This is a genomic window from Pinirhizobacter soli, from assembly GCF_015905305.1.
GTDB lineage: Bacteria > Pseudomonadota > Gammaproteobacteria > Xanthomonadales > Rhodanobacteraceae > Pinirhizobacter > Pinirhizobacter soli.
Genome location: NZ_JADZLQ010000001.1, coordinates 282,099 through 301,707 on the forward strand (window position 1 = coordinate 282,099; position 19,609 = coordinate 301,707).

The window sequence follows — 19,609 nt, forward strand, 5'->3', positions numbered from 1 at the left end:
TTAGAAAGCTCCAGTCGTATAAGCCTCGTCGTAGAAAACCGGGCTCGACGACTCGACAAAAGCCTGCAGGTTCCGGATGTGCTCCTTGAACTCGGCGCGCTGCAAAAGCTCTTCCTGCGCCTCCTTCGACTCAAACGTGCTGACCAATACGGCAGACTGCCCGTCGACACTCCTGTACATGCGACCCCCGATAAGCCCACACGACGGTAACGCCGTGACAAACCTCTGCTGTGCGTCGATGAATTCGTCCATATTTCCGGGTTTGATCGCAAGGTGGTTGATCACGGTCACGGGCTTCATTGCTTGACTCCTGGTTTGATGTCACGTCGTACGGGGTGGAACCTGCATCAGGTTCGTGCACCGGATCGTAGGGTGACCGTTTCATCTTCACAAGTGATGATTCGTGACCTGTATACTCACCAATCATGAGGTTATCGAAGCTCGATCTGAACCTGCTCGTGGTGCTGGAAACGGTGCTTGCCGAGCGCAGCGTGGCGAAAGCCGCGCGCCGGCTTCACGTGACACCATCTGCCGTCAGCAACGCGCTGGCGCGGCTGCGCGTCACCCTGAACGATCCGCTGGTCGTCCGAAGCGGAAGGGGAATCGTCCCAACGCCACGTGCCGCGGCCCTGGCGGCAGAGCTTCATCGCATCCTGGAAGACCTCGGCCATGCGATCCAGGGCGAAACCCCGGATCCGTCTTCCACCACGCGACAGTTCACACTGGCTATTGCGGATGCTGGCCAACTCGTCCAGGGTCCGCGCCTGGCATCGGATTTCGCCAGCAAGATGCCGCTGGCGCGCCTGCAGGTGGTCGGGATCGACACGTTATTATCCTCCGGCGGCCTTTCAGGCACAGAGATCGATCTGGCGATCGCGGCGCTCGACGACAACACGCCGGGCATCCAGATGAAGGCGCTCTACAAGGAGCGCGCGACGCTCGTCGCACGCCTTGGGCATCCACTTGCCGGCACCACCATCTCCAAGCGGTCGCTCGGCGAACTGCGCCATGTCGATGTCCAGGTTGCGCCTGGCCGTGGTTACCGCGGGTTGGCGTCCGCCTACGCCCAGCGGGGAATCGACCGTGATGTGGCACTGATCGTGCCAAGCTTTACCGCCGCTGCCGCCATCGTCGCTGAAACAGACTTCGTCGCCACGCTACCGGAAAGGTTCGTTGCACGCTTCAGTAAAGCCTTCGGCATTGCAAAGCTCACAGTCTCAGCTCCGCAATTGAACATTGCCATCAAGCTCGCGTGGCACGAACGCACGGAGCACGACCCGCTGATGCGGGTCTTCCGTGAAATCGTCGAGACCGCGGTGCAGGGCTCACGAGCTGCCAAATCCCGATGATGCCGTCTAACTTGCGCTATGGGGCCGGATAGGGATGCCGATCCAATAAGCCCGCCAAATGGAAGCAGTGCCGTGCCAGTGTCTGCACGGTCTCGTTCACCTTCTCAGGCGTCTTCGGCAGGTCGATATAGTTCTTGCTGCCCATCGCCTCGCCCACCCAGTACGCGGAGCTCCCGGCGGGAATGGTGAAACCCACATCGGCCAGGGCCTGGTAAAGCTCGGCGCTGACATGATGTGCGCCGTCTTCGTTGCCCACGACGACCACCCCTGCCACCTTGCCATAGGTCGGATAGCGGCCATCGTCCTGCGCTTCATCGAACACCGCATCCAGGCGCTCCATCGCGCGCTTGACCACGCTGCTGGGCTGGCCCATCCATATCGGCGTACCGACAATCAGGATATGCGCATCATAGATCTGCCGACGAATGTCGGGCCATGCATCGCCCTCCCCTTCGTCGGCGGTCACACCGGGCTTGATGTCATGATCGGCCAGCCGTATGGATGTGGTCTCTACGCCACGGCCTTTTAAGGCATCAAGCACTTCGTCGAGCAGCTTCTGGGTGGACGAAGGTGAAGGAGACGCCTTGAGCGTGCAGTTCAATCCGACGGCTTTCAGGGACATCAATAAAGCCTCATGCGTGGCAGCAAGGCGCAGTTTGCATGCGCGCTCGCCATGCCCAAGTGAATATCTCCCGCCGTCGGTGTGAACGGAACGGCAGCGTTGCCACGGACCCCAGCTTCACGACCTTCGTGAAATCCTGCTGCTCACTATGAGCGCAACGTCCATGCCCAACCTTCCTGTGGCCGAACTCGACCTCGAGCGCTATTTAGGACATTGGCACGAGATTGCGCACTTGCCGATGTTCTTCCAGCGCAAATGCAAGGATCACATCACCGCCACCTATAGTCGCCTGGCGAACGGACAAATCCGCGTGGTCAATGCCTGTCGCATGCACGATGGCAACGTGGAATCAGCCGAAGGTGTAGCGCGCCCCGCCAGCAGCGGGACAGCTGGAGCACTGAAGGTGCGCTTCGCTCCAGGCTGGCTGGGTTGGCTGCCTTGGGTATGGGCGGACTATTGGGTGTTGGAGGTCGACCCAGACTACCAATGGGCCGTGGCGGGCAGCCCCTTCCGCAAGTATCTATGGGTCCTTTCCCGGGCACCAACGATGTCGAAGGACCTATTCGGGGCCATCCGCGAACGCGCCGCCCAGCGAGGTTACCCCGTACATAAGCTGGTGATGGCAGCGCCACTCGACTGAGCGGCGCTGCCCTTGTTGCTGCGCCTCAAGGCTTGTCAATGTGTACGGCGCCCGAGGAAGCCGGCGAAGCAGGCATCGCTTCGCTGGTGTATTTGTATACGTCAGATCCAATGGCGAAAGCGACAAAGTGCTGTCGATTGTCGGGCAGGATACGGAACTTGTTCACGTAGCGGCCAATGTCCACCGGCTCCCAGTGCGCACCGCCATCATGGGTTTCGAAGCCACCCTTGTTGGTACCGATCCAGCCGACATCGGCGTTGGCGAAGCCCGCGCCGAATTCCATCACTTCCTTGTCGTCGACCAGGGGAATTTCCTTCCAGGTTTTCCCGCCGTCCGTGGTCTTGATCACCAGGCGTTGCGTCACCTTGGGGTTGGTGTCGTAGTTCTGAAGGGTGGCGTAGCCCACAAGGCGGGAGCCGAAGAAGCCTTTCCAGATGAGTTCCGACCCGCGCGACGACTCGTACACCCGGGTCCAATGCGCACCGCCATCCTGCGTGGCTACGATCACGCCGTGCGACTTGTCCGTATCGGCGTCCGTGCCGCCAAAGATGAAACCATGCTTGGCGTCGAAGAACTTGACGTCCGTGATCATGGCCAGCCAGGGTGTCATGTCGATGTTCTTCCATGTCTTGCCGCCATCGGTCGAGCGCAGCAAGCGCGCCGGGCCACCCACGCGTCCGGCGGCATCGATAATCGTCCCGGAGAGATCACGGCCTTCGTGCAACACATCGATGGCGCAAATGCCTTTTACCGGCGGACCGGGCAGATTGGCCACGGCCTTCCAGTGATCGCCGCCGTCGTGGGTCTCATACAGTGGCGTGCTGTCGGTGACCCCGGGGAAATAATCGGTGCCGATATTGCCGGCAATGCCGTTCTGCGAGTCCACCATGCCGATCGCGCGAAAGTACGTGCCAGGCTGCTTGAGCATGTTCTGCCAGGTTTTTCCGCCATCGGCGCTACGGAAGATGTTGCCCTTGCCGTTGACATAGAACCCAAGGTTGTCGTCGACGAAATAGATGTCGTCCTGCTTTCCCTTATAAGGCTCCGCCGATAACTTCTGCCAATGGCTTCCGGGGCTAGGCGACAGCACCACATCGGCGGCCATGGCCTGGCTACCGGCCAACAAAAGCGCGCTCGCCAGTACGGCGCGACGAAGATCATGAAGCATGGGAAGCATCCTTGTGCGCAGCGGCTGGCGACATCGCCTGTTCAACAAGTTGGCGTACCTGAGCCCACGGCGTTGGCCCCTGATGCATGGCGTACACGGAGTTGACATCCAGATGCTCGCGCGTCACCGCCTGCGAGACCTCAACCATCAATTCCGGATCGTAGAGCGTGTTGTCGGCGTTCAAGACCAGCGTGTCGCTGGCATAAAGCAGCTTCTGCTTCGGGAAGTACACCATGTACTGCCGCTCCGTAGCCGCACCGCGCAGCGGATACACCACCACCTGATTGGCACCGTGGCCTATCTCCAGGCGGCCCGCCACCACAGTCCACTGCGGCTTCTTGGGATGGGACTGCAAGTCATCGGGTTTCAGGCTATGCGGTGAACTGACAAGGCGATCGAGCAACGGCTTGTTCAGATCGAGGATGTACACGGGAACGCCTTCGGCAACAGCCTGCCTCACGCCCGCCATATGCGGCCATGAATCGGAAGTGCTCAGGACACCCTTGATCGGCACGCCCGGATATTCGCTGCGCACCTTGTCCAGGATGCCATGGACGTAGCTACTGGAAATGGGCGCCTCCAGGACGAGAACGCCGTCGTCTTGCTTGATCAGCGTGGTGTTCCAGGATCCCTGGAAAAGCTCGATGCCCGGCGCCAGCTCCACGCGCTTCTTGTCGCTGAATTCACGCTTCCAGCCCTTCGATTCGAGGCTCTTGGCCGCCACTGCGGGGTCCATCGCGAACTGCGCCGGATCCACGGCGCCGTTGAATGCCGGGTTCAGGATCTGGGTGGAGGAGTACCAGATACCGTTGCGCCAATCGATGCGATTGGTCGGGAAAACCACGCCCTGCACCACGTTCCAGTTATCGAAGTAGATGCGCTGCCTGATGTCACCGAAGGCATACCAGAAGTCGTTGAAGGTGCGTGTACGTTCAAGTGCATCCGGCAGGTGGTTGTGCGCGTTGAGCAGCACGCTTACCTGCGTGCCAAGATAGGTAAATTGCACCACGGCATGAGGCGTCGAGCGCAGCCATTTCGATGGCGCATACTGCAGATCCCGTGCGGCCAGGGCGTTTAGCAGAAGCCGCTCCGGCCCCAGGCCAAAGACGTCCTTCGCATCGTCGAGGTCGGCAAGGGAAACCGGTGATTGGCCCTGCTTGCTGCGATAGACGCCGCCTTGTGCCGTCGCAACCAGGGTGACGTCGATATCCGATCCATGGGGATCCGACTCCGGCCACGTCACATGGGCATCGCGCAGTTCGCGCTGCTGGTCCAAATCCACGCTGACCTTGTCGCGCTCATAAGATGTGATGAACGGCTGTTGTCGATACGACTGCTCGGACAGGACGGTGTGCCCAATGGTTTCATAACTCTCGCTATGGATGCCCCGAAGTCGTTGCTCTCCGCCCATCGCATCGATCGCCAGCTGCACGCAGGATTTTGCGGAAAGGCCATCGCAACCTGGGTGCCCCAGGCCACTCACAGCATCGCCATCGGAAGGCGTATCCGTCGCCATGGATGGCGTCGCCAACACCAAGGCGATGAAAACAGAGAGGGAGAGACAAGGCACACGCCGCTTGAAGCGGTAAGTCATGGTTGAGCCTCAACGACACCCCTAAGACCGGGGCAAGCTCGCGCATGCTAGTCGGGTCAGTTCACTGCTTCCGCATGCGAAAAGTCACGTCAGGTGGAGTGTCTTTCGGCAGGGACATGACCGTGCGTGCGTCAACCAAATTAAACAAAACTCATTGACGGCGTCAGTCGGTGTCTTCCACCAGCAACCTGCCCAGCGTGTCCAACCTCCGCTCCCACGCTGTGCGATGTTCGGTGGCCCATTGCTCAACGGCTTTGAACCCCGCGCTCTCCAGGCGGCAGCTTCGTACTCGGCCCACTTTGTCCGTGCGGACGAAGCCCGTCTCCTCCAGCACTTGCAGGTGCTGGCCGATGGCGGTGATGGTGACGCCCAGGGGCTCGGCCAGCCTGGAGACCGACTGAGGCCCCAGCGACAGGCAATCGAGGATCGCCCGACGCGTCGGGTCACCCAGCGCCTGAAAGACGCGATCGATGTCCAGGTTCATCCCAATCCCGCCAGCGCCTCGTCAAACCGGTTCAGTAGCTGCTCCCAGCCGCCCTTGCGCATATCAGGTCCCCCCGAGCCTTCAAAAAAGGCCGCCTGATGGGTAAGCGTCATCTTCGTTCCGCCGTCCGACCCCGCGAGCTCAACCGTGATCAGGCTACACGAGATGCGCCGGCCGGCCAGGGTCATGCTGGTGGCCAGCACGACGCGCTCGCCCGGCACGATGTCCTGATAAGTCCCTTCATTGGCGAGGACCTCGCCAGGAAACGGCGTGCGTTCGTCCATCCGGTAGCTGCTGCGTTCGATCCCGCCTTCGCGAAAGTCCATTTCGAAGCTCGCCTCAGCAGAAGCCTCGCTGCGCGCATACCACTGGCGCTTTTTGGCCGGGTCGGAAAGAAAGGCGAATACCCGCTCGACGGAAGCGGGATAGGTACGTTCAAGCACGAAGGTGTCGTGGATGACGGTGGGTTCGAGCATGGCGCTTCCTCCGCATTAAGTGAAGTCGTGGCTTCAGTATCTAGCGGACGAAGGAATTAGTCAAGTCCATACTTCGGTGTTCGGTATCACTGCGCCGTGACAGGCGAAACTTCGGCTGGATCGGGGATCCGGTGAGGCGAAACGCGGCGGCAACTGTCCCATGGAAGGCGCGTCCTGGCCCCAAGCAATGCATTCATTTCGCCGGCTGGCAACGGTCGGCTGAAGTAGTGGCCCTGCATCCTGTCGCAACGATTGATATTCAAAAAGCTCAACTGCTCCTCCGTCTCCACGCCCTCGGCGACTGTGATCATGTGCAGGGATTCGGCCATGGAAATGATGGACCGGGTAAGCGACGCACCGTCAACGCTGCTGGCCACGTCGCTGATGAACGACTTGTCGATCTTGATCACGTCGATCGGGAACTCCTTCAGATAGGAAAGGCTTGAGTAGCCCGTCCCGAAGTCGTCCAATGTCAGCACAACACCGATTTCCTTCAGTTGCTGCAGCGCTTTCACCGCAGCTTCCTTATCGTGCATGAGCACGCTCTCGGTCAATTCCAGCTCCAGGAACGCCGCATGCAGCCCGCTGTCGGCAAGCGCTGAACGAACCAGGTCCTGCACATTGTTCAACCGAAACTGTCGTGCCGAGATGTTAACCGCCATGGTCAGGCCGATATGGCCTGCATCGTGCCAGGCCTTGGCCTGGATGCACGCCGTTCGCAACACCCACTCACCGATCGGAATGATGAGACCCGTCAACTCTGCCAGGGGAATGAAGATGTCCGGCGCGATCAGGCCGATACCCGGCCGCCGCCAGCGCAGCAAGGCCTCCACGCCGCTGACCGCTCCGCTCTTGAGATCCACTTTCGGCTGGTAGTGGATTTCCAGTTCGTTCCGCACCACGGCTTGGGTAAGCGCATTGACCAGCTCGGCCTGCTCCTCGACCTGGACACCCATCTGGGAGGTGTACAACTGAAAGCAGTTTCTTCCCTTGTCCTTGGCGATGAATAGCGCGGCATCGGAGGTCTTGAGAAGCACCTCGGCGTTGAAGCCGTCCTCCGGAAAAACGCTGATGCCAATACTGGTCGTCACATGCAACTCGTGCCCTTCCATCAGGATGGGCGGGACGAACGCATCGAGGATTTTCTGCGCGGCTATTTCGCTGTCGCCCGGATGTGCCATCGACGACAGCACGATGACGAACTCGTCGCCTCCCAGGCGCGCCACGGTATCGACTTCGCGCACGGTAGCGCGCAATCGCGCCGCCACCGCCTTGAGCAACCCGTCGCCGACTTGATGGCCGAAGTTGTCGTTGATGAACTTGAACCGGTCCAGGTCGAGGATCATCACCCCGACACGCCGGTTGTCGCGCTGCGCGCGGGCGATGGCCTGCGCGATGCGATCGCTCAGCAGGTTGCGATTCGGCAAGCCGGTGAGTGCATCGTGGTTGGCCAGGAACTCGATCTGTGCCTCGTGCATCTTGCGCTCGGTGATGTCCTGCACCGTCCCGCGCAGCGATACGATCTTGCCCTGGTCGCGGGTTGCCTCGGCCTGGTGAAAGACGAATCGCTCGCTACCGTCCCGGTGCACGATACGATGTTCCAGTCCGAACCGGGTACCGTCGGTACGCAAGCTCATGAGCGAACGCAGCAAGGGCGAACGTTCCTCGTCGGGCACGCATAGCATCAGCGACTCATGGGTCGGGACATCGGTGCTCTCATCCAGTCCCAATATCCGGTACAACTCAGGGGACCATGAGCCGTCGGCGGTGGCAACGCCGTACTCCCAGTTGCCAACATGGGCCAACTGCTGGGCAAAAGCCAGGCTGGCTTCGCTGCTGGCGAGTGCCTCGAGCGCGGCGCGGGAGCGTAGCAGGTATCGCACGCGATAGCTCAGTAGCTTCCAGCGCATCGGCTTGGAAACGAAATCGGTCGCGCCGGCCTCGAAGGCGCTGGTAATCGACTCGTCGTCATCGTTGCCAGTGAGAACCACCACCGGTACACGCTCGCCACCGGATAACCGGCGAATGCGCCGGCAGCACTCGAATCCGTCCATGCCTGGCATGCTAACGTCCAGCAGGATGATGTCGGGCTTGTGACGGTTGAAGGCCTCTATGCCCTCCAGGCCGCTGTCGGCCTCAAGCACGACAAAACCTTCCGGCTCCAGCGCCTCAACGACCAGCATGCGCGTCATCGGGTCGTCGTCCACGATGAGGACGGACGGAAATTCATGGATTTTGATGGTCATGTTACGGTCCTTTCAAGTGCAAGCATCGCCAGAACGCGACCGAGTTCCTTCGTGGCATCGTCGACCCGCGTCCCTGCCGCGACGACTTCCGTGGAGCGCGCGAGCTGCTCTATCTCACGGCAGTTGGTTGAGAGCGAGACGGCGCCGACATTCGCACTGGTCGACTTCAGTGTGTGTGCCGCTCGCCGCAAGGCATCGGCATCGTTGGATTTGACGGCTTCGAGCATGGCCGCGACCAGTCGAGGAGCGTCGAGCGAGAACAGGTCGATGACACGGGTCAGCACGTCCGGCCGACCGGGCCGTTGCAGGTCCCTGAGCGCCTGCAGGGCCTCGGCGTCCAACGGATCTGCCTCTGGCATGTCCGGCGCCGGCGCGGCGACCTCCGCTTTTTGCGGGCTCGCGCGATCCGCCGGTACGGACTGCGTCCACTTCGCGAGGGCTGCCAGCAGGACATTGCGACGGAACGGCTTGGACACGTAATCGTCCATGCCCGCATCCAGGCAATTCTCCCTGGAGCCGGCACCGGCGTTTGCGGTCAGCCCGATGATGGGTAGACGGCGCGAGCCCGTTTCCGCTTCCCGCCGCCGCAGCTCGGTGCTCGCCTCGAAGCCGTCCATTTCGGGCATCTGGCAATCCATCAGGACGACGTCGAAATCGCCCGTCTCCGTGGCCTTCAATGCCTCGAGCCCGTTTTCGGCCAGGGTGATGCCGTACTCGGTGTCGTCGAGCATCGCCAGGGCGATCTCCTGGTTGACTAAGTTGTCCTCGGCCAGCAGGACCCGAACGCTCTGTGAAGGCCTGGCGTCGGCGGTGGAGGCGGTGGGGGCAGTGGAGGCGGTGGCAGTCGGGAGTGCGGACGCCGTGGCGCCGGGGGTTCCGAAACCGATCGCGGCGGCAAGGCTCGCATACAGATCGACACCGCGCAGGGGCCTGCTCAGACACTGCTCGACACCCAGCTCACTGGCAAGGCTGCTGCTGTCGGCCGTATCGAATGAGGAGAGCATCACGATCTTCAACGGCGAAAGCACGGGGTCGGCCCTGATCGCCGCGGCCAGCGAAATGCCATCCATCACCGGCATCCTCATGTCGACCAGCGCAACGTCGAAGTATTTGCCCTCCGCCGCCGCGGCACGGAGTTTTTCCAGGGCATCGACGCCGTTGCGTGCACTGGTGACAACCATGTTCCACTCGGCACCGTATTCCACCAGGATGCTCCGATCCGTTTCGTCGTCGTCGACCACCAGCATGCTCATGCCCGCGAGTGAAGTAGGTACCACGGGAAGCTGGGGCTCTACATCGTCGGTCGGCTGTTCCAGGTGGAACGATGCCAAAAAAGTCGAGCCCTTCCCCGGATCCGTCTGCAAGGTAAGCGTCCCTCCCATGAGTTCGGCCAGCTGCCGGGAAATGGCAAGACCCAGTCCCGTGCCACCGTACTTGCGCGAGGTCGAGCTATCGGCCTGCCGGAAAGGCTGGAACAATGCAGCGGCCACCTCCGGTGCGATACCGATGCCTGTGTCGGACACCGACATACACACGGTATCCTCCCCCTCGTGGCGCACCTCGACGACAACCTCGCCGCGTTCGGTGAACTTGATCGCGTTGCTGACCAGATTGGTGAGAATCTGCCTCAGCCGGCCTGGGGCACCGCAGTATCGGTCCGGTACGTCTTCCGCCATGTTGAAGACGAGGCTCAGACCCTTGCGAGTGGCGCTGTGGCTCATCAATGTCATGGTGTCGTCGATGAGCCGACGCAAATCGAACGGAATGTGTTCCAGATTCATTTTTCCCGCCTCGATCTTCGAGAAGTCGAGAATGTCGTCGATAATCGTCAGTAGTGCTTCACCCGAACGGTGTGCCGTATCGACGAAACGTCGCTGTTTCGGGGTCAGCTCGGTCAGCAGCAAAAGCTCGGTCGTGCCCAGCACGCCATTCATCGGCGTGCGGATTTCGTGGCTCATCTTGGCCAGGAACTCCGACTTGGCGATGGTCGCGGCCTCCGCCTCCTTGGTGGCAAGCTTCAGTTGCGTGTCGCTCTGCTCGATGGTCTCAAGCATGGCGTTGAAGCCGTCGATCAGGGCTCCGATTTCGCCGGCACCGCGCTCGGGTACGCGCAGCGACAGATTCCTGCCACTGCGGATCCGTTCGATCGTACCGGACAGGCCGGTGATCGGACGAATGATGGTGGTACCCAGCTTGGTGTTGGCGACGAGCCCGACAAGGACCAGCAGCGACGAAGTCCCCAGAATGAGCGCGAACGACTGCCCCACGGACCGCTGCACCTTCGATACGACGGCGCGCTGCTGCTCACTGATTCGCCTGATGCGCACGTCCCCGTAGTGAACCTGCTGGTCGGACATGGCCGTGACGCGCTCGACGATGCCTCGCAACGCGCTGTCGCTGACTAGCGCACGGTATTTCGCCGTAACGATGCGTTCCGTCGCGCTTTCGACGGTGGCGATGAAGTCGTTGATTTCCTTCGCGTCCGTGACGGACTTGGTTTGCGCTGTCTTGAGCAGCGCCGACGTCAACAGGGCGCCATTCGCCCGCAATTCGGCGTTTTCCATTCTTACGCCGGCTTCCCGCATGTGTAGTTCGTCGATCGATTCGCTGCTCGTCAGTGCCGCGACATTGTTGTGCAGCTCCAGAATGTCGACGGTCAGCTTCGATCCGGCGCGCTTGACCTGATCGGCGCCCTGCAGGAACAGGTTGGCCGTTGCGAGCGCACGGCGATCGTTCATGACACGCAGGTCGATTGCGTCGATTTCTTCGGAGATGCGACCAATCACCGAATTGAGGTCGGCAAGAACTTTTTCCTTCACCGCCAGGTATTTCGTATCCGAGCCACCGGGAAGGAACATCTGCGCGCGCATGGCGATCAGGCCATCGTCGCCAAGCGCGTTGATCGCTATCGTCGACACGACTCCCTGCAATTGCCTGGTGACGCTGACCTCGGCGGGCCCATGGTCCAGGTTCTCCACGGCACCAGCGGCGGCCGCCATGCGTTCCTTCAGTGGGGATAGTCGGTACCGGTTCGTCACCGACTGGATTTCTCCGACGATAATGATCATGTCCTTGACGTGCGACCGTATGTCGGTCAGTCGCTTCGTGGCATCGCCGGAGGCCGAGCTCTCCCGCTGCGCTTCGGAAACCACGGCTTCGGCGCGCGTATTGAGCGCATCGATATGCGCCCCGATGACACGAAGCGCGTAGTCCATCTTGTGTAACGAATCGTTGACGTCGACGGATTCGGATCGAAAGATGTCCGTGTCGCTCAGTCGTGCGCTTACCGCCTTGTCCATGAGGCGCTGCATATCCTTGAACTTCAGTGGCTTGAAGTCGTCATCCTGCTGACCCATCCGACGAATGTCGGTGGTGATGGTGTCGATGGTCGCGATATGCGCGTCGATGACAGCCGAAAACTGCTTCTGCTGGCTCGTGTCCTGAGACGTGCCCAGTCTCAGGAAGTCACTCGACAGCTTTTCCGTCGCACGAACCAGTTCGTTGGTCGCCAACTGGAACGGCACTGACTCGCCGGTGAGCCTGTCCACGCTCGAGGCGACGTCCTTCAGCGCGATCAGGCTGGCCGCAGCGATCGCCATCATACCGAGCAGAAGCACTGCCGTGCCGGCAATCAGTTTTGTCTTGATGCGCACAACACCTCGATTCCTATCGCGCAGTGAGATCGGTCAGCCTGGGTATCGTCTTGATCGCGGTAATTTTCCCGTTGGCTATCATGGTCAGGAACACCGCCGTCGATGCCTGATGACTTTGTGGGGTGAAACTCACCCGGATGCCGCCCAGATCCCGGTCGCGCATCGATTCAAGTGCCTCGACCATACCGGCACGCGTTAGCGCCGGGCCCGCCTTGTCCAATGCCATCGCCAGTACCTTGGCCGTGATGCAACCTTCGAAATTGACGAAGCCCAGGTCCTGTCGAGGGACCTGTTTCGCCAGCAGCGCCTCGCATTGCTGGACGAGCGGAAGGCTGTGGTCGCCGGGGAAAGGCACGACCTGGGATATGACCACGCCGTTGCCTGTCGCGCCGACCAGTTTCACGAGATTGTCGGTGCCAACGAAAGACACCGTCGCGAGACTCGCCTTCAGCTTCTGTTCCCTGGCACTTGCAATGAAAGCGGAAAGCGGCGCGTAGGGGCCGACCATGATCACGACATCCGGGTCGGTGCCGATCAGGGTCGCCAGTCCACCATTGACCGCGTTCGTTCCGCGCTGGAAAGCGGCTTTGGCGACAACCTCCAAGCCATGCCGCTTTAACGCCCTTTCCGCTCCATGCAGGCCCGCCAGGCCGAAGCTGTCGTCCTGGTAAAAAACGGCGAATCGCTTGGCGCCCCTGTCTTCGAGAAAGCGTGTCACCAGCACGTCCAACTCGTCATCGTAACTGGCGCGGATATTGAAGACCTCCGGAATAACCGGCTGGCGAAGCACCATCGCACCGGAGAACACGCCGATCAGCGGCGTCTTCGTCTCCTTGACGATCGGCAGTACCGCGTTCGCGGTAGGCGTGCCAACAAAACCGAACAAGGCGAAGACCTTTTCGCCTTCGATCATTTTCAGCGTCGCGTCGATTGCCTTGTCAGGCTCGTAGGTGTCGTCGTCGACCAGGAGGTCGATCTGCCGCCCGTGGATGCCGCCGTTGGCGTTGATATCGGCGAAGACCGCCATGGCACCGGAACGCATTCCCTGACCGAGACCGGACGCCGCGCCTGTCTGGGCATTGACCATTCCCAGGCGAATCCGTGACTCGGTCAGCCCCTGATCGGCGGCCCAGGCCGGAACCAGGAACACCATACTCATCACCAAAGCGGCTGCAATCGTTCTGAGCATGATTTTTCCTGTCGTCCGTTACGGTCAGTGGTGCGTACTTCCCCGGGGTGCGAGTAAGCAATCCTAGTCCTGTCAAAGACGGAGATGTCGCTGCCGCGTGAAACCGGGCAGAGCTGGCCCCAATGCGCCAATTCGGCATGACAACATTCGACCCGGTCGCTCGCCTGCCTGGATGACAACGTGGCTAGCATCGTCCTTCGACGATTTGTTCAGCTATGGCAATAACTCCGCGTTGGCACCGCCGCAGAACCCCGCGCTGGTGTTTGTCGTGACCAAGAAGCATGAGGTCGAAGTAGCATGACCTTTGGCAATGCCATGTGTGGAGGTCATCGTGGTCCCTGTGTTTCCCCGCTGGATCTGGCCCTGGGCGGGCGTGCTCGCTCTGATGGCCGGGTTCGTCAACGCGGTAGCCATCCTCGCCACGCACGAAGCGGCCACTCACCTCACGGGGGTCGCCACGGCCGCGACGGCTGCGGTGGCCCTGGGCAATTGGCCGGTTGCGGCCATTCTGGGCCTGGTTGCCCTTGCCTTCGTGATCGGGGCCGCCATGAGCGGCGTCCTGCTGCGCGCGCCACGTTGGCAATCAATGCGCCATGTGTGCGTACCCTTTTTCCTTGAAGCGGCCAGTCTGGTCGTCGGAGGGCTACTGCTGGACAGTTATCCCACGACGGGCCTGACGCTATGCGCATTTGCCGTCGGAATTCAGAACGGCACCAGCACGATCACTACTGGCGCGCTGATCCGCACATCCCACGTTACCGGGATACTGACCGACCTGGCCGTCTCGCTCGGCCAGGCGCTCCAGGGACGACCTTGGGATCGGCGACGTGCTTCTGTGTGCGGCATCGTGTTTGGCGGCTTCGTCATCGGCGCGTTGGCCGGCGCGTGGGGCTTCCATCGCTGGGGTGGGCTGGCGTTGCTGTGCCCTGCAGGGGTGGCGGCCCTGGTTGGTCTTTGGCATGTCCATCCGAAATTCGCTCACGCGCATATCGCGTCGGCGACAGCCCAACATGGCGAGTGAAGGCCACGCCGGAGCCGCCACCGCGATGGCGGTTACAGCCGTAGTAGTGCGCCGGCGGTGGACGGTGATAGCCACCACCGTGCCGATAGCGTTGGGCATCGGCCGGCATGGACGAGACGAGCGAGGCGACCCGCTCGTCGTTTTCCAAGAAGTTGCTTTAACGCTGCTTGATCAAACTATGCACCGCCAGCGCCCCACCAAACTGCTGCAACAACCCACCTTCGCCCAAGCGGCCCAGGGTGATGGGACTGAAGCCAAGCGAGGTAACCAGCGATGCAACTTGCTCGTTAGCTTCAGCGTGGTCACCTGAAACAAAGATCGTGCGGTGACCTTCGCTCCGGCGCGGCTGATCGGCAAGCACCGCGGCCGGAAGCGTATTGAACGCCTTGACGACCTTGGCGCCCTTGAAGCGCGTTGCCACCACTTCACTTGAGGGGCGGCCGCCAAGGTCCAGTGGTTTGAAGGCGGGAAACTCGATTGCATTGGTGGCGTCCACCACGATCTTGCCGGACCAGTCGGTGCGCGCCTTGGCGATCTCTTCCGTAGCCTCGAAGGGAACGGCCAGGATGATCACTTCCGCATCCAATGCGTCGACGGTTTCAGCGGGGCTTACGGTCGGGGCGAAGGCCTGCTGTTTCAGCGAGGCCGGTCCGCGGCGATTGGTGATCACAGCGTTGATCTTGCTGCGTGCGAACTGCTTGGCAAGGGCGCCGCCAATGGCGCCCGAACCGATGATGGCGTAGCTCATGACATGTCTCCTTCAGACCAATCGATGCGAGGGATCAGCGCAACTTGCGATCGAGGCTGAGCGGACCTGCGCCATGCACGGCCAGCAGCAGGAAGGCGCCGGTGATCGACACGTTCTTCAGGAACATGATCATCTGGATCTGGTCGGCGAAGTTGTTGTGGAACAGGATGCCGGTGAGCAACGTGAAGCCGGCCATCAGGACCGCAACGATGCGGGTCTTCCAGCCCAGGATGATGGCAAGGGAACCGAGTACTTCAGTGGCGATCACCAGCGGAAGGATGGCGCCGGGTACGCCGACGGATGCCATGTAGCCCGCGGTTGCCGTGTAGGCGGTGATCTTGCTCATGCCCGAAAGCAGGAACAGGGCAGCGATCAGTACACGGCCGAGCACTTCGGTGGTGTTCTTGAGGGTGAAGCCCGACGAGGCTTCGGTAACGTTTTCGATGTTGGCGCTCATGATGGTTTCTCTCTTTAAGGATGAATGAAAGGAATGAACAACTAGGACTTAACCAAGCCGGCCGGCTGCATGCAGCTGGCGGCCAATACGTGCGATCTCTGCCTCGCCTTCGGCGAGTGCGCGAGGGTTGGTGTGGACGGAGTAATTGCCCAGCACCAGGGGATACGGATGCTTCACGGCGGCACCGAGGACGAAGGACACTTCGTCCTGGGCCACCACGTCGATGGCGTGATCGGCTTCTTCAAAGATGACCAGGTCACCGGCGGTGATGTTTTCGGGAAGGCTCGTCGTACCCTTGTGCATGGCTATCCAGGCCACGGTCTCATTCGGGTTCGGCTGATAGCGCCAGTGTTCGCCCGCCTTCAGGCGCACATGCAGATAGGTGATGCCCTCGGGCGCGCGGATCGGGCTGTTCGCGCCCTGGTAGTGGCCCATCAGGATCCGCGCTGGGCCCACCGCAGGCACCTCTTCCGGTGCGATGTTCTGGCTTTCCGGCACGCCGTTTTCCTGATCCGGCGGCAGAGCCACCCAGAGCTGGAAGAACTCCACCGGCGAATCGCCCAGGACATGACCGTCGTGCCACACACCACCACCGGCCCTCATCCACTCCAGCCCGCCGGTCGGGACTTCGCCCTGCTTGCCGGTGGTGTCTTCGTAGGCCACGCGGCCGGAAAGCACCGTGGTCAGGGTGGCGATGCCCGAGTGCGGGTGGATGCGGAACAAGGGGCCCGACGCCGGCAGCGCGCCGGCGTCCAGGAACACGAAGGGCTTGATCCACTGGCCCAGGTCCGAGGGGCTGACCAGGCGGGTGATGGGGCCGTGTTGATGGCCGGCGGTGACCAGGCGGATCTTGCGTGGTTCGGCTTGCGATTGGAGGGAAGTAACAGCGTTCATGGGGCTTCCTCGTCTGCGATGGGTAAAGATTAGGCCTTGCCCATGCATCCGAATAGCCTATATATTTCGATGAAAACCATCTGTTTGGACGATATATGCTCGACGCCGTCACGCTGGACCAGCTCCGAACCTTTATTGCCGCCGCCGAGGAAGGCAGTTTTTCCGCGGCAGGCCGCAAGCTGCGGCGCGCGCAATCGGTGGTGAGCCAAACCCTGCTGAATCTCGAAGGGCAACTGGGCGTCACGCTGTTCGATCGAAGTGAGCGCTATCCCAAACTCACGGAAGCCGGCGTGGCGCTGCTGACCGAAGCACGAGGCGTGGCCGACCAGATGGACAGCTTCAAGGCCCGCGCCCGCACCATGAAGGAAGGCCTGGAGCCTGAGCTTTCGGTGGCGGTGGATGTGATGTATCCGATGGACGGACTCACGCGCGCCGCTGGCTACTGCCGCGAGTTCTTCCCCAACACGCCCCTGCGCGTTTACGTGGAAGCGCTGGGCGGCGTGATCCGGCCGGTGATGGATGGCGTGTGCCGCATCGGCATCGTCGGTTCGCTGCCGGTGATACCCGATGAGCTTGCATCCGAGCCCTTGGTCGATCTTCCCTTCATCACCGTGGTGGCGCCGTCGCACCCGTTGGCAAGTCACAAAGGTGCGATCGGCAAGAAGTACTTCGAGAAGCAGGTGCAGCTGGTGTTGACCGATCGCACGCCGTTGTCCGACGGCAAGAACTTCGGGGTGCTCTCACCGCTCACCTGGCGCCTGGCCGACCTTGGCGCGAAGCACGCCTTCCTGACCGCGGGACTGGGCTGGGGGCATATGCCCTTGCACATGGTCAAGAAGGATCTGGACGCAGGAACGTTGGTGAAGATACGGATCGAGGGGCTTGCGCGCGAGACATTCCTGCCCATGCATGTGGTGTATCGCAAGGACGCCCTGCCCGGCCCGACTGGCCGTGCCTTTATCTCGCAACTCCAGTTTTAACGAGCTGCGACTTTGACGAACCGCACTCCGAAAGCTATACGGACCTGATCTCATCAAGCAATGCCAGGAATGCCCGGGGCGCCTCGTCGATAGCGAGTGGCGGAGTTCCTGCAGCTGCGTAGGCCACGACAAGCTCCCAGCAAATCTCCGGCTCGGCCAGTTCGGCGATGCCTAACGCGGGCCGACGCGACTGGGCGACGATCTCGGGAAGCAAGGCTATGCCCATTCCGCGCCGAACGAGTTCAAGCAGGGTTTCCAGATCGTTGACCTCAAAGGCAATGCGGCGTTCGATGCCCGCTTCCATGAAGCCACGATCGACCAGCTTGCGTGTACCCCAGTCGGGCTCGAAGTCGACGAAGGGCTGTGTCCGAAGCTCGGTCAACGGCACGTTCACGCGACCTGCCAGGAGGTGTTCTGGCGCGCACACCACCACCAATGCTTCGCAGGCAATCATGGTGGTGGCCACGTCTTCCGCGGGCTCGGTCACCGGAACAAAGGCGATATCCAGGCGCCCGTTTCGCACCTGCGTCAGCAGCCCCGATGAAGCACCTTGCGAAAGACGTACTTCGATCTCCGGATGCCGCGTGTGAAATTCCTCGATGAGCGCCGGCAGATCGAGGAACGCAGGCAGGCTTTGCATCGTGCCGATGCTTAGCGTGCCTCGCCGCAGCCCTTGCAGGGCCGCCACGGCATCACGGGCGTCGGCTATGGCCGCAAGCGCGACCTTCGCTTTATCCAGAAACAGTTTCCCGGCCGCGGTGAGTCGAACCTGTCGCGTACTGCGCACGAACAGTTGCGCCTCGAGCTCGGCTTCCAGCTGGCGAATGGAGGTAGACAGCGCCGACTGCACGATATTCACGCGCTGCGCGGCGCGAGTGAAATGCTGTTCCTCAGCTAGGGCCACCATATGTTGCAGCTGCCGCAGTTCCATGACACTCCGCGCCCTTCATATCTCTAAAACAGATTAATCATATCAAAATATTCAATTTGAACGATGGAAGGCCAGTGACTATTTTGGGGAAGTCCCCACCCGGAGAATTTCCCATGGCCACCCCAGCCAACATCATCACCCCCGTTGCCCCGCTTCCCACGCGCCAGCTTGGCCGCACCGATATGCACATCACGCCCGTGGGCTTTGGTGCCTGGGCCATCGGTGGCCCGGACTGGGCGGTTGGCTGGGGCGCACAGGATGACAACGACTCCATCACCGCGATTCGCCATGCAGTCGAACGCGGCATCAACTGGATAGACACGGCGGCGATCTATGGGCTGGGTCACTCCGAGGAAGTGGTGCGTCGCGCACTGGCTGGGCTGCCCCGCGTTCAGCGGCCTTATGTGTTCACCAAGTGCGGCCTGGTATGGGACGAGGGAAATCGACAGGCGACGCCGCGCCAGGTCGGCGCTCCCGTCAGCATCCGGCGCGAAGTGGAAGCGTCGCTGCGCCGACTCGATATCGAGCATATCGATCTCTACCAGATGCACTGGCCGGCCAAGGACGGCACGCCGATTGAGGCGTATTGGCAAACGCTGCTCGATCTGAAGAAAGAGGGAAAGGTTCGCGCCATCGGCCTCTCCAACCACAATGTGGAACAACTGGCCGACGCCGAAATCATGGGCCACGTCGACACCCTTCAGCCGCCCTTCTCGGCCATTCGCCGCGATGTGGCCGCCGCGGAACTGCGCTGGTGCCATGCGAACCAGACCGGCGTGATCGTCTACAGCCCGATGCAATCGGGCTTGCTCACCGGCCGCTTTACGGCGGAACGCGCCGCGGCGTTGCCGAAAGACGACTGGCGGTCTCGCAACGCGGAGTTCACCGGCGACAAACTTGCCGCCAATCTCAAGCTCGCCAATGCGTTTGGCATGATCGCAGAGCAACGCGGCACCACGGTGGCCGCCGTGGCGGTAGCGTGGACACTGGCGTGGCCGGGTGTAACGGGCGCCATCGTCGGTGCGCGCAGTCCCGCGCAGGTCGATGGCTGGATCGCAGCCGCCACGCTGGAACTTACCCATGACGAACTGGCCTTTGTCGCCGTAGCTATGGCCGCCACCGGCGCTGGCAGCGGGCCCACCCTGCCAGGCCACTGA

At 61.5% G+C, this 19,609-nt stretch carries 18 protein-coding genes; 5 read left to right on the top strand and 13 right to left on the bottom strand.

Annotated elements, in window-relative coordinates; translation table 11 throughout:
• Complete coding sequence (locus NDK18_RS00885; protein WP_250622951.1) at window positions 1-300, bottom strand: antibiotic biosynthesis monooxygenase family protein; 300 nt, start codon at window positions 298-300, stop codon at window positions 1-3.
• 158 nt (window positions 301-458) lie between these two features.
• Between NDK18_RS00885 and NDK18_RS00890 the strand changes: the two genes are divergently transcribed.
• On the top strand, window positions 459-1,349 hold the full coding sequence (locus NDK18_RS00890; RefSeq protein ID WP_250626816.1) for a LysR family transcriptional regulator: 891 nt from the start codon (window positions 459-461) through the stop codon (window positions 1,347-1,349).
• A 16-nt stretch (window positions 1,350-1,365) separates the two neighbouring features.
• On the opposite strand, the gene NDK18_RS00895 is transcribed toward NDK18_RS00890, so the two are convergent.
• Window positions 1,366-1,971 carry a flavodoxin family protein gene (locus tag NDK18_RS00895; RefSeq protein ID WP_250622949.1) on the bottom strand — a complete coding sequence of 202 codons (606 nt, stop codon included), beginning with the start codon at window positions 1,969-1,971 and terminating at the stop codon, window positions 1,366-1,368.
• A gap of 163 nt (window positions 1,972-2,134) precedes the next feature.
• Here NDK18_RS00895 and NDK18_RS00900 point away from each other — a divergent pair, with 163 nt between their 5' ends.
• Window positions 2,135-2,611: a lipocalin family protein gene (locus NDK18_RS00900; RefSeq protein ID WP_250626817.1), complete on the top strand. Its 477-nt coding sequence runs from the start codon at window positions 2,135-2,137 to the stop codon at window positions 2,609-2,611.
• Window positions 2,612-2,636: 25 nt separating this feature from the next.
• On the opposite strand, the gene NDK18_RS00905 is transcribed toward NDK18_RS00900, so the two are convergent.
• The 7 genes from NDK18_RS00905 to NDK18_RS00935 form a co-directional block, all read right to left on the bottom strand.
• A complete protein-coding gene (locus NDK18_RS00905) occupies window positions 2,637-3,779 on the bottom strand; it encodes a WD40/YVTN/BNR-like repeat-containing protein (protein ID WP_250626818.1) in 1,143 nt (380 codons plus the stop codon).
• Window positions 3,769-5,373: an MBL fold metallo-hydrolase gene (locus tag NDK18_RS00910; RefSeq protein ID WP_250626819.1), complete on the bottom strand. Its 1,605-nt coding sequence runs from the start codon at window positions 5,371-5,373 to the stop codon at window positions 3,769-3,771. The genes NDK18_RS00905 and NDK18_RS00910 overlap by 11 nt, the downstream gene beginning before the upstream one ends.
• 163 nt (window positions 5,374-5,536) lie before the next feature.
• Window positions 5,537-5,857, bottom strand: coding sequence for an ArsR/SmtB family transcription factor (locus NDK18_RS00915; RefSeq protein WP_250622945.1), 321 nt, complete (start codon window positions 5,855-5,857; stop codon window positions 5,537-5,539).
• Window positions 5,854-6,333, bottom strand: a complete 480-nt coding sequence (locus NDK18_RS00920) for an SRPBCC domain-containing protein (protein ID WP_250626820.1) — start codon at window positions 6,331-6,333, stop codon at window positions 5,854-5,856. Before NDK18_RS00920 ends, NDK18_RS00915 begins: the two co-directional genes overlap by 4 nt.
• A gap of 86 nt (window positions 6,334-6,419) precedes the next feature.
• A complete protein-coding gene (locus tag NDK18_RS00925) occupies window positions 6,420-8,579 on the bottom strand; it encodes a two-component system response regulator (protein ID WP_250626821.1) in 2,160 nt (719 codons plus the stop codon).
• Window positions 8,576-12,232: a response regulator gene (locus NDK18_RS19380; RefSeq protein WP_250626822.1), complete on the bottom strand. Its 3,657-nt coding sequence runs from the start codon at window positions 12,230-12,232 to the stop codon at window positions 8,576-8,578. Before NDK18_RS19380 ends, NDK18_RS00925 begins: the two co-directional genes overlap by 4 nt.
• 13 nt (window positions 12,233-12,245) lie before the next feature.
• On the bottom strand, window positions 12,246-13,421 hold the full coding sequence (locus NDK18_RS00935; protein ID WP_250626823.1) for an ABC transporter substrate-binding protein: 1,176 nt from the start codon (window positions 13,419-13,421) through the stop codon (window positions 12,246-12,248).
• Between the two features lie 319 nt (window positions 13,422-13,740).
• Here NDK18_RS00935 and NDK18_RS00940 point away from each other — a divergent pair, with 319 nt between their 5' ends.
• On the top strand, window positions 13,741-14,442 hold the full coding sequence (locus tag NDK18_RS00940; RefSeq protein WP_250622940.1) for a YoaK family protein: 702 nt from the start codon (window positions 13,741-13,743) through the stop codon (window positions 14,440-14,442).
• A 157-nt stretch (window positions 14,443-14,599) separates the two neighbouring features.
• On the opposite strand, the gene NDK18_RS00945 is transcribed toward NDK18_RS00940, so the two are convergent.
• The 3 genes from NDK18_RS00945 to NDK18_RS00955 are packed head-to-tail and all read right to left on the bottom strand — an operon-like array spanning window position 14,600 to window position 16,541.
• A complete protein-coding gene (locus NDK18_RS00945) occupies window positions 14,600-15,190 on the bottom strand; it encodes an NADPH-dependent F420 reductase (RefSeq protein ID WP_250626824.1) in 591 nt (196 codons plus the stop codon).
• Window positions 15,191-15,224: 34 nt separating this feature from the next.
• On the bottom strand, window positions 15,225-15,647 hold the full coding sequence (locus tag NDK18_RS00950) for a DoxX family protein (RefSeq protein WP_250622938.1): 423 nt from the start codon (window positions 15,645-15,647) through the stop codon (window positions 15,225-15,227).
• A gap of 48 nt (window positions 15,648-15,695) precedes the next feature.
• Window positions 15,696-16,541 carry a pirin family protein gene (locus NDK18_RS00955; protein ID WP_250626825.1) on the bottom strand — a complete coding sequence of 282 codons (846 nt, stop codon included), beginning with the start codon at window positions 16,539-16,541 and terminating at the stop codon, window positions 15,696-15,698.
• Window positions 16,542-16,636: 95 nt separating this feature from the next.
• Between NDK18_RS00955 and NDK18_RS00960 the strand changes: the two genes are divergently transcribed.
• Window positions 16,637-17,521, top strand: coding sequence for a LysR family transcriptional regulator (locus NDK18_RS00960; RefSeq protein WP_250626826.1), 885 nt, complete (start codon window positions 16,637-16,639; stop codon window positions 17,519-17,521).
• Window positions 17,522-17,555: 34 nt separating this feature from the next.
• Here NDK18_RS00960 and NDK18_RS00965 read toward each other — a convergent pair whose 3' ends face one another.
• Entirely contained in the window at window positions 17,556-18,452 is an 897-nt protein-coding gene (locus NDK18_RS00965; protein ID WP_250622935.1) for a LysR substrate-binding domain-containing protein, read from the bottom strand.
• 113 nt (window positions 18,453-18,565) lie between these two features.
• On the opposite strand from NDK18_RS00965, the gene NDK18_RS00970 reads away from it, so the two are divergent.
• A complete protein-coding gene (locus NDK18_RS00970) occupies window positions 18,566-19,609 on the top strand; it encodes an aldo/keto reductase (RefSeq protein ID WP_250626827.1) in 1,044 nt (347 codons plus the stop codon).